The sequence below is a fragment of the Pseudomonas sp. lyk4-R2A-10 genome (assembly GCF_030209075.1).
Taxonomy (GTDB): domain Bacteria; phylum Pseudomonadota; class Gammaproteobacteria; order Pseudomonadales; family Pseudomonadaceae; genus Aquipseudomonas; species Aquipseudomonas glycinae.
Genome location: NZ_JARVSR010000015.1, coordinates 34,870 through 47,961 on the forward strand (window position 1 = coordinate 34,870; position 13,092 = coordinate 47,961).

General features: G+C 62.6%; 12 protein-coding genes. 5 read left to right on the forward strand and 7 right to left on the reverse strand.

What is annotated here, in order from left to right:
- The first annotated feature begins 14 nt into the window (after nucleotides 1–14).
- Nucleotides 15–713 (forward strand): NADPH-dependent F420 reductase, encoded by a 699-nt coding sequence (locus QRN46_RS25285; protein WP_285357986.1) that lies wholly within the window; start codon nucleotides 15–17, stop codon nucleotides 711–713.
- 117 nt (nucleotides 714–830) lie between these two features.
- Here QRN46_RS25285 and QRN46_RS25290 read toward each other — a convergent pair whose 3' ends face one another.
- Genes QRN46_RS25290 through QRN46_RS25300 form a run of 3 tightly spaced genes read right to left on the reverse strand, consistent with a single transcriptional unit; the run spans nucleotide 831 to nucleotide 3,412 of the window.
- Nucleotides 831–2,012 (reverse strand): acetyl-CoA C-acetyltransferase, encoded by a 1,182-nt coding sequence (locus QRN46_RS25290; RefSeq protein ID WP_285357989.1) that lies wholly within the window; start codon nucleotides 2,010–2,012, stop codon nucleotides 831–833.
- A gap of 11 nt (nucleotides 2,013–2,023) precedes the next feature.
- Nucleotides 2,024–2,689, reverse strand: coding sequence for a CoA transferase subunit B (locus QRN46_RS25295; protein ID WP_011333516.1), 666 nt, complete (start codon nucleotides 2,687–2,689; stop codon nucleotides 2,024–2,026).
- 24 nt (nucleotides 2,690–2,713) lie between these two features.
- Nucleotides 2,714–3,412 carry a CoA transferase subunit A gene (locus QRN46_RS25300; protein ID WP_007956274.1) on the reverse strand — a complete coding sequence of 233 codons (699 nt, stop codon included), beginning with the start codon at nucleotides 3,410–3,412 and terminating at the stop codon, nucleotides 2,714–2,716.
- Between the two features lie 173 nt (nucleotides 3,413–3,585).
- Here QRN46_RS25300 and QRN46_RS25305 point away from each other — a divergent pair, with 173 nt between their 5' ends.
- The gene (locus QRN46_RS25305; protein WP_201817533.1) at nucleotides 3,586–4,464 is read left to right on the forward strand and encodes a LysR family transcriptional regulator; all 879 of its coding nucleotides are present in this window, start codon (nucleotides 3,586–3,588) and stop codon (nucleotides 4,462–4,464) included.
- 10 nt (nucleotides 4,465–4,474) lie between these two features.
- On the opposite strand, the gene QRN46_RS25310 is transcribed toward QRN46_RS25305, so the two are convergent.
- Together QRN46_RS25310 and QRN46_RS25315 are read right to left on the reverse strand one after the other, a co-directional pair.
- Nucleotides 4,475–5,317, reverse strand: a complete 843-nt coding sequence (locus QRN46_RS25310; protein ID WP_285357996.1) for an NAD-dependent protein deacetylase — start codon at nucleotides 5,315–5,317, stop codon at nucleotides 4,475–4,477.
- Between the two features lie 82 nt (nucleotides 5,318–5,399).
- On the reverse strand, nucleotides 5,400–6,446 hold the full coding sequence (locus tag QRN46_RS25315; RefSeq protein ID WP_011333519.1) for a class I SAM-dependent methyltransferase: 1,047 nt from the start codon (nucleotides 6,444–6,446) through the stop codon (nucleotides 5,400–5,402).
- A 309-nt stretch (nucleotides 6,447–6,755) separates the two neighbouring features.
- Between QRN46_RS25315 and QRN46_RS25320 the strand changes: the two genes are divergently transcribed.
- The 3 genes from QRN46_RS25320 (at nucleotide 6,756) to QRN46_RS25330 (ending at nucleotide 9,825) form a co-directional block, all read left to right on the forward strand.
- A complete protein-coding gene (locus QRN46_RS25320; protein ID WP_285357998.1) occupies nucleotides 6,756–8,072 on the forward strand; it encodes an acetamidase/formamidase family protein in 1,317 nt (438 codons plus the stop codon).
- Between the two features lie 171 nt (nucleotides 8,073–8,243).
- Nucleotides 8,244–9,083, forward strand: coding sequence for an HvfB family MNIO-type RiPP peptide maturase (locus QRN46_RS25325; RefSeq protein ID WP_221615714.1), 840 nt, complete (start codon nucleotides 8,244–8,246; stop codon nucleotides 9,081–9,083).
- Nucleotides 9,076–9,825: an HvfC family RiPP maturation protein gene (locus tag QRN46_RS25330; protein WP_201817518.1), complete on the forward strand. Its 750-nt coding sequence runs from the start codon at nucleotides 9,076–9,078 to the stop codon at nucleotides 9,823–9,825. Before QRN46_RS25325 ends, QRN46_RS25330 begins: the two co-directional genes overlap by 8 nt.
- Nucleotide 9,826: 1 nt before the next feature.
- Here QRN46_RS25330 and QRN46_RS25335 read toward each other — a convergent pair whose 3' ends face one another.
- Together QRN46_RS25335 and QRN46_RS25340 are read right to left on the reverse strand one after the other, a co-directional pair.
- Entirely contained in the window at nucleotides 9,827–10,861 is a 1,035-nt protein-coding gene (locus QRN46_RS25335; RefSeq protein ID WP_285358001.1) for an NAD(P)/FAD-dependent oxidoreductase, read from the reverse strand.
- A complete protein-coding gene (locus QRN46_RS25340) occupies nucleotides 10,848–13,028 on the reverse strand; it encodes a hypothetical protein (protein ID WP_285358003.1) in 2,181 nt (726 codons plus the stop codon). The genes QRN46_RS25335 and QRN46_RS25340 overlap by 14 nt, the downstream gene beginning before the upstream one ends.
- Nucleotides 13,029–13,092: the final 64 nt, after the last annotated feature.

Genomic DNA, 13,092 nt, shown 5'->3' on the forward strand with positions numbered 1-13,092 from the left:
TCGACCTGATAGCGATGCTTGAAGATCATTCAAGGCATTACCGGCTAATCAAGTGGGAATGGCAAGCGCAAGATTCGTTTCGAGTCTTACCTCACTTTCAGGAGAACACCATGAGCACTATCGGAATCATCGGCGCTGGCGCCATCGGTTCAGCGTTTGCCAAAGCCTTGTCGCGTCAGGGCATCCCGTTGGTCATCGCCAACAGCCGCGGGCCGGAGACCCTGGCTGAACTGGTCGCAGAACTCGGCCCGACCGCTCGCGCCGTTACCCGTGAAGAAGCCGCCGCCCAGGACATCGTGCTGGTCGCGGTGAACTGGTCGAAACTGCCAACCGCACTGGCCGGTCTGCCGGACTTCGGCGGGCGGATCGTCATCGACGCCAACAACTCGATTGAAGCTCCGTCCTTCAAACCGGTGGATTTGCAGGGACGGCCGTCCAGCGAAGTGTTCGCCGAATGGGTGCCGGGCGCGCGGGTGGTCAAGGCGTTCAACCACTTGCTGGCGCGTTTGCTGGAAGCGGATCCGGCGTCGGAGGGCGGCAAGCGCGTGCAGTTCCTGTCCGGAGATGACGCTCAGGCCAAGGCTGAAGTGGGCGCGCTGATTGATCAGCTCGGTTTCTTCGGTATCGATCTGGGCGAGTTGAGCGTGGGTGCGCGACTGGTACAGTTCCCCGGCGGACCATTGCCGGTGCTGAATCTGGTGAAGTTCGCCTGACGGCCGGGCAAAAAAATACCCGGTGCGACGTGAGTCGTACCGGGTTTTGTTGCCAACGGGCAGTGGATATCGTGGATCCGCCGCCCGCTGTGAACTCGCTTTTGTAACTCTGCGGCCTTACGCGCGTTCCAGCGCCAGGGCCACGCCCTGACCGCCGCCGATGCACAGGGTCGCCAGACCCTTTTTCGCATCACGTTTGATCATTTCGTGCAGCAGGGTCACCAGCACACGGCAGCCCGATGCACCGATCGGGTGACCGAGGGCGATGGCGCCGCCGTTGACGTTAACCTTGTCCAGATCCCATTGCAGATCCTTGGCCACCGCCAGCGATTGCGCGGCGAAGGCTTCGTTGGCTTCGATCAGATCCAGCTGGCCGATGTTCCAGCCAGCCTTGTCCAGGCAGCGGCGAGTGGCGGACACCGGGCCGATGCCCATGATCGCCGGGTCGACGCCGGCGTTGGCATAAGCGGCGATTTTCGCCAGCACCGGCAGGCCCAGGGCCTTGGCTTTTTCGGCGCTCATCAGGATCACGGCAGCCGCGCCGTCGTTCAGTGACGAAGCGTTGCCGGCGGTGACGCTGCCGTCCTTCTTGAAGGCCGGACGCAGTTTGGCCAGGGAATCGGCGGTGGTATCGCCACGTGGTTGTTCGTCGACCTTGAACGCCACCGGATCGCCTTTGCGCTGCGGGATCAGGATCGGGGTGATTTCATCGACAAAGCGACCGGCCTCGATGGCTGCGGCGGCTTTTTGTTGCGACGCGGCAGCGAAGGCGTCTTGCTGCTCGCGGCTGATCTCGTATTTCTCGACCAGATTTTCGGCGGTGATACCCATGTGGTAATCGTTGAACGCATCCCACAGGCCATCGCTGATCATGGTGTCGACGATTTGCGCGTGCCCCATGCGCAGACCGGTGCGTGCGCCCGGCATGACGTAGTTGGCCAGGCTCATGTTTTCCTGGCCGCCGGCGATGATTACGTCTGCGTCGCCGCAACGGATCGCCTGGGCGCCGAGGTGCAGGGCCTTGAGGCCCGAGCCGCAGACCTTGTTCAGGGTCATGGCCGGCACTGCGTGGGGCAGGCCGGCCTTGATCGCCGATTGGCGCGCCGGGTTCTGGCCGGCGCCGGCGGTCAGCACCTGGCCCATGATCACTTCATCGACCTGGGCACCGTCCAGTCCGGTCTGCTCAAGCAACTGGCGGATGACCGCTGCGCCCAGATCCACGGCGGAGACGGTGGCCAGCGATCCCTGGAAACTGCCGATCGCGGTGCGCGTGGCGGCAACAATGACGACGTCTTGCATTTTCGAATTCCTCACTCGGCAGCGAACTGCATTTCCGGTACGTGATCCGGGACGATCAGTTTACCAGCGGTTTTGGCGACGATTTCCTCGACGCTGACGCCAGGTGCGCGTTCCTTGAGGACAAAAGCGCCATTTTCGATTTCCAGGTACGCAAGGTCAGTCAGCACGCGCTTGATGCAACCGGCGCCGGTCAGCGGCAGGCTGCATTGGCTCAGCAACTTGGACTCACCGTCCTTGGACGCGTGGGTCATGATCACGATGATGTTGTCGGCGCCGGCCACCAGGTCCATCGCGCCGCCCATGCCCTTGACCAGTTTGCCCGGGATCATCCACGAGGCGATGTTGCCTTGCACGTCCACTTCGAAGGCGCCGAGCACGGTCAGGTCGACGTGGCCGCCGCGGATCATGGCGAAGGACTCGGCGGAGTTGAAAATCGATGCGCCGATGCGCGCAGTTACGGTTTGCTTGCCGGCGTTGATCATGTCGGCGTCGATGGTGTCTTCAGTCGGGAAAGGGCCCATGCCGAGCAGGCCGTTTTCCGATTGCAGCATGACTTCCATGCCTTCGGGGATGTAGTTGGCGACCAGGGTCGGAATGCCGATGCCGAGGTTAACGTAGTAGCCGTCCTGCATTTCGCGGGCGACGCGTTGAGCCATTTGTTCGCGGGTAAGTGCCATGTTCTTGTTCTCCGTCAGCCTGGATTATTTGCGGATGGTGCGTTGTTCGATGCGTTTTTCGAACGTGCCGCAAATGACCCGGTCGACGTAGATGCCGGGCGTGTGGATGTGTGCGGGATCCAGCTCGCCGGGTTCGACGATTTCTTCGACTTCGACCACGGTGATCTTGCCGGCAGTGGCGGCCAGCGGGTTGAAGTTCTGCGCGGTGTGGCGGTAGATGACGTTGCCGAAATGGTCGGCTTTCCAGCCTTTGACGATGGCGAAGTCGCCGGTGATGGACTCTTCCATCAGGTACTTGCGACCGTGGAATTCACGTACTTCCTTGCCTTCGGCGACCGGGGTGCCGACGCCAGTAGCCGTGAAGAACGCCGGGATGCCGGCGCCGCCTGCGCGCATTTTCTCGGCGAGGGTGCCTTGCGGGGTCAGTACGACTTCGATGTCGCCTTTGAGCAGTTGCTCTTCGAACAGTTTGTTTTCGCCGACGTAGGAGGCGACCACCTTGCTGATCTGGCGGTCGGTCAGCAGCACGCCGAGGCCGAAGCCATCAACGCCGCAGTTGTTGGAGACGACGGTGAGGTCGCGGGTGCCCTTGCGCTTGATCTCGGCGATCAGGTTTTCCGGAATGCCGCACAGGCCGAAGCCGCCGGCGATCACGGTCATGCCGTCTTCAAGACCTGCCATGGCTTCCTCGTAGGAATACACGCGCTTGTCGAAACCTGCCATATGCACCTCTTTTATTGTTTGTCGGGCGGCTGGCTAGCCGAATGACTGGAGTGTCGCGCTGAAGGATATATTTGTTAAGTTGATTTTTAAGGTTGATTGATTGATAAAGCTCATTAAATGTCCGCCGTGGTCGGCGGACGGATGTTCAGCTTAGTCCGTCGAGTAACACAACCATGACCATCAAGCAGATACGCGCTTTTCTCGCCGTGGCCCAAAGCCTGAGCTTTGCCGTGGCCTGCGAGCGCCTGCACCTGTCGCAATCGGCGCTGAGCCTGACCATCAAGGCGCTGGAAGAAGGTTTGGGCGGGCGTCTGTTCAGCCGCAACACGCGCAACGTGGCGCTGACCCCGGAGGGCGAATCGCTGCTGCCGCTGGCCCGGCGCCTGATCGCCGACTGGGACAACGCCGAAGACGAGATGCGCCAGCGCTTCAGCCTGCAACGCGGGCGGGTGACGCTGGCGGCGATGCCGTCGTTTGCCGGCAATCTGCTGCCGCCGATCCTCAAGACCTTCCGCGCGCGCTATCCAAACGTCAACGTGACAGTCAACGACGTGATCAACGAGCAAGTGCTGGAAATGGTTCGCGATCGTCAGGTCGAACTCGGCGTGGCCTTCGAGCCGATGCAGAGCACTTCGCTGACGTTCACGCCGCTTTACCGCGATCGCTTTGTCGCCGTCGTGCCGCAGGATTCGCTGCTGGCCGACCGTAGCGACATTGATTGGCAGACCTTGCTGCAGGAACCGTTCATCACCCTGCAACGACCGTCCACGGTTCGGGTGATGCTGGAAGAACACCTGCAGGCCCGAGGGATGAAACTGCCGGTGGAGTTTGAAAGCCATCAACTGGCGACGGTCGGGCGGATGGTGGCGAGCGGGCTGGGCGTCAGTGCGGTGCCGGCCTTGTGTGCCGGGCAGATGCGCGAGCTGGGCGCGCATTGCCTGACCTTGCACGAGCCGGTGGTGGAGCGGGCGATTGGCGTGCTGACGGATCCGGGGAATGAACTGTCGGCGGCGGCGCAGGCGCTTTTTGACATTCTCAAGGCTGAACACTGACCTGGGCAGGTCATGAAATCAGGCGTTGTGTCAGCAACGGTAATAGCTGTTCGCAGGACGCTTCAATCTTCAAATCCAGCAACTCATCCGCCCGCGTCTTCCCCAGATTGATCGCAATCAGCGGCTTGCCCCGGTCCGCAATCACCCGGCACAGGCGAAACGCCGAATACGCCATCAGCGACGAACCCACCACCAGCATCCCGGCGGCATTTTCTGCCAGCGCCATGGCTCGCGCCGCCGTCGGTTGCGCCACGTTCTCACCGAAAAACACCACGTCCGGCTTCATCCGTTCGCCCGCGCAATGCGGGCAGTGCGGCACCTGAAATCGTGCTTCGAAGGCCGGGTCGAGCAGAGTGTCGCCGTCCGGCGCCTGCATGGCATCGACGCCGGCCAGATACGGGTTCTGCGTTTCCATCAATTGCTGAATCGAGTCCCGCTCGCTGCGCTGGCCGCAATCCAGACACAGCACCCGGTGCAGGCTGCCGTGCAGTTCGATGACGTCGTGACTGCCGGCCTGATCGTGCAAGGTATCGACATTCTGAGTAATCAAACCGCCGATCCGGCCTTGGCTTTGGAGGCTGGCCAACGCCTCATGGGCAACGTTCGGCCGCGCCTGGCGCACGCGCGGCCAGCCGAGCATGGCCCGGGCCCAATAGCGGCGGCGCGATTCCGGGGCGGCGAGGAATTCCTGGTACATCATCGGCTGCCGGCCACGGCGCACACCGTCGGTGTCGCGGTAGTCCGGAATTCCCGACGGCGTGCTGATGCCGGCGCCGGTCAGCACAATGAAGTCGCCGTCGGCCATGACCTGTTGCAGATAGTCGAGCGGGTCGGGGAGGGGACGGTCGAGCATGATCAGCGCTCCGCAGGCTGTAAGTGCCTTGCAGGTTAGCACCGACGGACGCTCCCCGGCAGGCGCGTCCTGTGCCCGGTTTTTACTTGCGCGCCTCCAGAATCAGGTTGAACGGCGTCTGCGTCGCCCGCCGGAAGTGTTTGAAGCCGGCTTCGGTAAACACCTTGCGCAAGCGTGACTCGCCCGCCTGCGCACCGAGGCCGAGGCCCACTTCCTGGGATAGCGAATTTGGCGTGCAGATGAACGTTGACGCCGCATAGAACAAGCGCCCGACCGGCGTGATGTTTTCGTCCAGGGTGTCGTTGGCAAACGGCTCGACCAGCAGCACTGTGCCGTCGTCCTTCAACGATTCAAACGCATGCTTCGCCGCACCGACCGGATCGCCCATGTCGTGCAGGCAGTCGAAATAGCAGATCAGGTCATAGTCATCGCCGGGATAGCTTTTCGCCGTGCCCTGGAAGAACCGCGCGCGACTGCTGACGCCGCCTTCTTCGGCCCGTTGGGTGGCGACGGTGATCGAAGGCGCGTGATAGTCGAAGCCGACGAACCGCGAGTTGGGATAGGCCTGGGCCATGATCACCGTGGACGCACCATGACCGCAGCCGATATCGGCGACCTTGGCGCCTGCTTCGAGTTTGGCCACCACGCCGTCCAGCGCCGGCAGCCACTCGGCGATCAAATGCCCCTTGTAGCCGGGGCGGAAAAAGCGCTCGGTGCCGGTGAACATGCACGGATGGTGATCACCCCACGGCAGGGCGCCGTTGCCGCGCATGGCTTTGACCAGTTTGTCCTTGTCATGGAAAAACGATGCCACCACGCCGAGGCCGCCGGCCACGTACACCGGCGAATCTTCCTTGGCCAGGGCCAGCGCCTGTTCTTCCGGCAAACGAAACTTGCCGTCGTGGTGTTCCATGTAGCCGGACGCCGCGTGGGCGCTCAGCCATTCGCGCACCAGTCGCGGGTTGCAGGTAGTTTTTTCGGCAAGGGTTTCGGGGCTGATCGGCTGACTGTCGGCCATCGCCCGGTAAAGGCCGAGTTCTTCGCCGACAATGACATTGGCCAGCATCGCCGCGCCGCCCATGTCGTTGACCAGTTTGCCCATGAATTCGTTGAGTCTGGCCTCGTCCATTTCATGTGCTCCTTTGACAGGATCACAGTCCGGTGGCGTTTGGGGGTCGAGGCATTCACCACCGGGCGGTGGTCGTGGAAACGGGCAGGGCGACACTGCTGTCCTGCGTCCCCCTCGACTGGGTACTGATTGAGTCTAGCCGCTGTTGGCGCCGGTGGGAGCGGGCTGCGTGGATTTCGAGGCTTGTATCGTTGTGTATCGCGACGGTGCGTGGATACACAGACTGACCATTGCAGCGTTGGCCGGACACAGCGCCGATACAAACCTGCGTTGAACTGAGCCGCCCAGCCTGCCAACGAGGTGATTTCCATGAGCGCTCCCATTCAGCTGTCCGTCGAACGGCTGCACGTCAACCAGTACACCAACGGCCTGATCGGCCCAGGCCAGAAGATGCGCGGCCCGCTGGCCGACGGCGGCACGCTGGTCACGGGGACGCCGCCGGGGTGCTGGGGGCCGATGATCACGCCGTCATTCGAGGGCGGCCATGAAGTGACGCAACCGGTGTACATCGAAGGCGCCGAGGTCGGCGATGCGGTAGCGATCAAGATCAAACGCATGCAGGTCACGTCCCACGCCACGTCGTCAGGAGTGATGAGTTTTGTTGAAGGGCGATATCACGGCGATCCGTTCGTCGCCAAATACTGCAGCCAGTGCGGCACCGAACACCCGGCGAGCCATGTGGAGGGGATCGGCGAGGAGGCGATTCGCTGCAACCATTGCGGCGCCGAAGTCAGTGCGTTTCGCTTCAGCCACGGTTACGTGATCGTGTTCGACGCCGAGCACCAGGTCAGCCTGACGGTCAATCAAGAGGTGGCGGATCGTCTGGCCGGCAAGGCGTCGCAGGTGTCGGCGTTGCCTGAAATGGCGGCGCAGCACTCGATTCTGTCCCTGGCCCGGGCCGACATGCCCGGCGTGGCGGCGCACATGCGACCGTTTCTCGGCAACATCGGCACCACGCCGTCGCGGGATCTGCCGGACTCGCATAACTGCGCCGATTTCGGCCAGTACCTGATCGGCGCCCCGCACCGCTTCGGCATGACCCGCGAAGAACTGCACGCGGCCAAGACCGACGGCCACATGGACACCAACTCGATCCGCGAGGGTTGCGTGCTGATCTGTCCGGTCAAGGTGCCGGGCGCCGGGGTGTACATGGGTGACATGCACGCGCAGCAGGGCAACGGCGAAATCGCCGGCCACGCCACCGATTGCTCGGGGGAAACCGAGGTACAGGTGCATGTGATCAAGGGCCTGACCCTGGAGGGGCCGATCCTGCTGCAGAACCTCGACGATCTGCCGCCGATGGCCCGGCCCTTGAGCGCCGAGCAGTTGCGCCATGTCCGCGAGCTCGGCGCCCGTTGGGGTCAGCACGACATTCAGGCCACCGGGCCGATCACCTTCATCGGCAGCGGCGAAAACCTCAACGTCGCGGTGGAGAACGGCCTGCAACGGGCCGCCGCCGTCACCGGCCTGCCATACGATGAAGTGCTCAACCGCGCGACCATCAACGGTTCGATCGACATCAGCCGTTTGCCCGGCACGGTGCGGGTGACGTTCCTGTGCCCGATGGACGTGCTCGATCGCCTCGGCATTGGTGACCTGGTCCGCGAGAAGTACGACCTCGCGTAACTCGCCGCTCACCAAGACGGCAGCGGGTCTGTATCCCACTGTGTACAGACCCGCCGCCGATACAAAACCCGCCACTTCCCGCGCATTGCCCACACAGCCGCGATACACCCGCCGGTTTTACTGAACCTGTCAGTCGCCACGCCCGGCGGCTCCTCAGCAGAGATCTTGCCCATGCAGATTCCCCACCCCTCCTTGCAGGCCAGCGTCGGGCTCGGCCTGCGTCGCGGCTTGATGAAAGACCTGCAAGCCGCGCGCACCGGCGATTTCGACTTTCTCGAAGTGGCGCCGGAAAACTGGATCGGCGTCGGCGGTGCCCATGGCGCCGCGCTGCGTGAACTGGCCGAGCGCTATCCGTTGTCCTGTCACGGGTTATCGTTGTCGCTCGGTGGTTCGGCGCCGCTGGACGTCGATTTTCTCCGGGAAGTGCGGACCTTTCTCGATCATCACAAAGTGCCGCTGTATAGCGAACACCTGAGCTATTGCAGCGACGACGGCCACCTCTACGACCTGCTGCCGCTGCCGTTCACCGAAGAAGCGGTGCACCACGTCGCCGCTCGGGTCCGCCAGGCCCAGGACATTCTTGGCCGGCGTCTGGCGGTGGAAAACGTTTCCTACTACGCCGCGCCCCGGCAGGAGATGGACGAAGTGACCTTCACCAATGCCGTGCTGCGCGAGGCCGATTGCGACCTGCTGCTGGACGTGAACAACGTCTACGTCAACTCGATCAACCACGGTTTCGATCCGCAGACGTTCCTGGCTGCGATTGAGCCGGGCCGGGTGGTCGGCATGCACGTGGCCGGGCACTTCGACGAGTCCGACACGCTGAAGATCGATACCCACGGCGCCTCGGTCAAACCGGTGGTCTGGTCGTTGCTGGCCGACGCCTATGCCCGATTCGGTGCGCAGCCGACGTTGCTGGAGCGGGATTTCAATTTCCCGGCGTTTTCTGAACTGGTGGCCGAGTTGCAAACCATTCGCCGCCTGCAATCCGAAGGAGGCCCGCGTGGATAATCTTCTGCGGCAACAACAGGCCCTGACCCGCTATTTGCGCGATCCAGAACATGAAGCGCTGCCGTCCGGCATGAACGCGGCGCGGGTCAATGTCTATCGCGATCTGGTGTTCAACAACGTCTCGCAACTGCTGGGCGGTACGTTTCCGGTGCTGATCCGGATCATCGGCCATCAGCGCTGGCGCACATTGATCCGCGGCTTCCTTCGGGACTACCGGGCGCAGACGCCGAAATTCGGCGAGATCGCCGAGGAGTTTGTCGGTTACCTCGCCTCGGAACCGGCCGTGTTGAGCGAGGGTGACTGGCCGGCGTTCCTGGTGGAGCTGGCGCATTACGAGTGGGTAGAAATGGTGTTGCAGCAGTCCGACGCCGAAACTTTGCTCGCGAGTGATCCGGCGCACTTGCAGGAGCGGCCGTTGCGGGTTTCGGCGCTGGCCTGGCCGTTGGCGTACACCTGGCCGGTGCAGATGCTCGGGCCGGATCATCAACCGGCCACACCACCGGCCCAACCGACGCTGTTGCTGGTGCGGCGAACGGCGGACTGGAGCGTGAAGTTTTCCGAGCTGAGCCCATTGGCCTGGCGGTTGTTGCAGCGCATCGAGGAGTTACCGTTGTTGAGCGGTAATGAGCAACTGCAAGGATTGGCGTTGGAGGCGGGGTTGCCCGGAACTGCGTCGTTCATGGAAAGCGGACTGGCGTTGTTACGGCAACTGCATGAGGACGGGGTGATCGGCGTTGTCTGAGTCAGACATGAGGTTGCAGCCAGCGTGGCGGGTCAGGATGAAGGCGATAGAAGCGACGCAGTTGTTCCATGTCTTTCTCGAACCAGTCGCCCAGCCATTGGCTGTATTGCCTCTGAGCCGACGATTGCACAGAGGGTTGCCCGATGCAGTCGGACACCACCTGCGCGGCCTGCATGCCGGTCATCAAGGCCTTGAGCACGCCATGGGAAGACGCCGGGTCAAGCTGACTGGCCGCGTCACCGACCATGAAGTAGCCGTTACCGGCGACTGCCGTGCTGATCCGCCACGTTACATCGGCGCCGTGGATGGCGCCTTGCGTGGGCAAGTGTTGCAGCTGCTCTGGAATCGCCGGGCGGCGCAGGTTCGGCGCGTCGAAGGCCAGATGCGTCCAGTGCGTCAATTGCGCCTGCACGTTTGCGATCCACGTCCATCCACCGGGAACTGCTGACAAGTGCGGTGCGTGCCGATAAGCGAGTGGACAACCCCGGACGTAACCGTAGCGGGCAATCAGGCGTGGCGAACAGCGGCGGATGGTCAATCCCAGCTGTCGATGCAGCCAGGCTGACGCGCCGCTGGCATCGATCACATAGTCGGCGTGCAACGGGCCTGAATCGGTTATGACACCGCGCACGCGACTCTTCTCGCCAAGGACGGCGAGAGCGCGACACGGCTGGTGCACCATCACCCCCAACGCTGCGGCGTGCTGCAATAACGCTGTGTCCAGCGTTGCCCGGGGAATCTGAAAGCCTCGCCATGAACCCTTGTCGTCACTGCCGAAGCCGTTGAAACGCAGCGGCCCGTTCCATTGCACCCAGTGCCCGTTGAAACGCAGCGCATCCTGCACACACAGTTGCCCGGCGACGCCCAGTTGCGCCAACACGGGTTCGATGCCTGGATGCAGGCTCTCACCGGGGCGAAATCGCGGGAATTCCTGACGCTCGATCAATGCCACGTGCAGAGCGCGTTGTGCGCAACCGATCGCTGCCGCCGATCCCGCCGGACCGCCACCGATCACCACGACATCAAAGGGCTTCAAGGGCGAGTTGCCACGCAGCATTTTCGTATTTGACCAGTATCGTTTCGGCGCTGACGAACAGTCGCACTTGTTGTTTGACTTGCACATCCCTCCATTTGAAGTCTTCGGCAGGGATGCTCATGACGCCGCGTTCGTACATCAGGAAGCGAAAGACCCAACCGCGCAACACGATGCCGACCTGCTGTTGCGCCGATTCCAATTCCGGATCGGGTCGCTGCACCTGGATGAAGGACAGCAACGGCCACGTATTACGCAAGGCCTTGTCGGTTCCCGCACCGAGTACGTTGTACACGCGGTACATCGAGAGCACCCGGTCTTGATATTCCTGCTGGGTGATTGCGCCGGTCTGCTGCAGGGAGAATCTGTTTTCAAGGGCGACTTGTGTGTAATCGCTGTATTCGTAGGCGCGATAGCGGACGAACGTCCGACCCTGATGCTGGATCAGCTGCGCGGGTGGTTGGTTGTCCCAGGCGACGGCGCTTCTTCCGGTTTCCGCATCGGTCAACGGGATAATGGTGTGCAGGCTGGAGCGGGGCTCGAAAGTGCTCGCGGAGTCGGGTGCCAGGCCTGGCCAGAAAGAGCCCAGTGCTGCGCAGATTCTGGCGTCCTCGGGAAAAGGACTGGCCATCTGGTAACCGGCGAGATGGTCGATCCAGCTACCGTCCGGGTTTTGCTCACGCACTCGGCCTACCCCCCAACCCGGGGCGAAAAGTCCGGCTTCGCCGTCCGGCAATGTGGAAGGACGGTCGATGCCGACAGGGCGTGTGCCGGTCAGCGTCCATGAGACCGACTTGCGCGGCAAACCGACAATCGCGGTGACTCCCCGATCCTCCGGGGAGAACGGCTGACCCGCGAGTGTCAGGTTGGCGCAATAACGCACATTCGATAACGCCTGCAGTCGGGCATGCCAGATGCTCAAGCCGGTGAAGGCAGGCACCTGGCTGGCCCAGTGCATCAGGCGCCGTGGGTGGCAAAACGGAAAGAAATCCGGGGTGGCAATGATCGAATAGGCAGGAATCGACTGCAGATGCCCCAGCGACGTGCAGTGCGTGCGGATGTAACCGTCGGCCGTGCCGTCCCGATGGTGCAGGGCGCGATAGCCGCCTTGCTTCACCAGCTCGGCGACACCCTCGCGGTGGTTCAGATCTTCGATGGTGCCATTGTCGTGGAGCATTGACCGACCGTGGATCATGCCTCCCGAGTCCCTGGGCATCGTGAATGACAACAACTGGCCCCGGTACCAGGCCTGCTCGGCGAGCCGGGGTCTGGGCCGGGGCAGCAGTAGACTCGACCCCGATCCGCGCTCCACCTCCAGCGTTGCCAGACCATCGGTGATGACAAAGGGCGACTGGGAAATATCCGGTTCTTGCCAGCCGGTGTCGCTGTGACGCAGATGGATGTGGCGAATCTTTTCATTGATATGAAAAGCTTTGAATTTCACCTCCAGATCCAGTCCCGCAAGGCATTCCTTGCCATCGAACAGCTTGTGCATCGGCACCCAGAATTTCAGTGCGGGATCGACGTCCGGCTGAGCATCCATCGGGCCGAACTGTTCGTGATTTCCTTGGCGTTGCACGGCGATATAGGCGCTGTAATGCACCGGCATTATGCGAATGCCGTAGGGGTCGTCCTGAACGAACGGCAAGAAGCAGCGCAGCTCGGGGGCGTACAGGGCGCTGGTATTGCCCACACGCGCAATACCGCTGCGCGAGTAACACAGATCGGCGTGCTCACCATGCACCGTATCGGCGGCGCAACGGTACTCGCTGGCAAACACTGCCACGGCCAGCGGTGCGCCCTGGGCTTGTCGCTGCAAATCCTTGAGTGTGGGGGGGCGAACGCCAAAGACATAGTTCAGAACCGCCTCGATTTCGGTAAGGGTTGGATACGTTTGCAGGGGCTGACCGCCCGCGTCGCGCGTGACCCGTGGTGACGTCAGCGCATGAAAGAGCAGGCTCTGAGCGGGCCGGGAAGGTTCGATCGCCCGATTGCCGGCCGGGCAAAAGTCCTCGAAACCGGGAACAGTCCGGTCGATACGCAGCGGTTTGAGCAGCTCGGCCTTGAGCGGTACCGCAAGAATGTCCAGACCATGGGCCAGCAACAGCGAGTGCCAGCCGCCCGGCGCGAGCCGCCGGCACGCCTGGTTGACAGTTTCGAGCAGAGACATGGATCACCACGCAACGGCTGAGCGAGGTGTCATCCCACAATAATTCTGCCTGGCCGGCTACTGT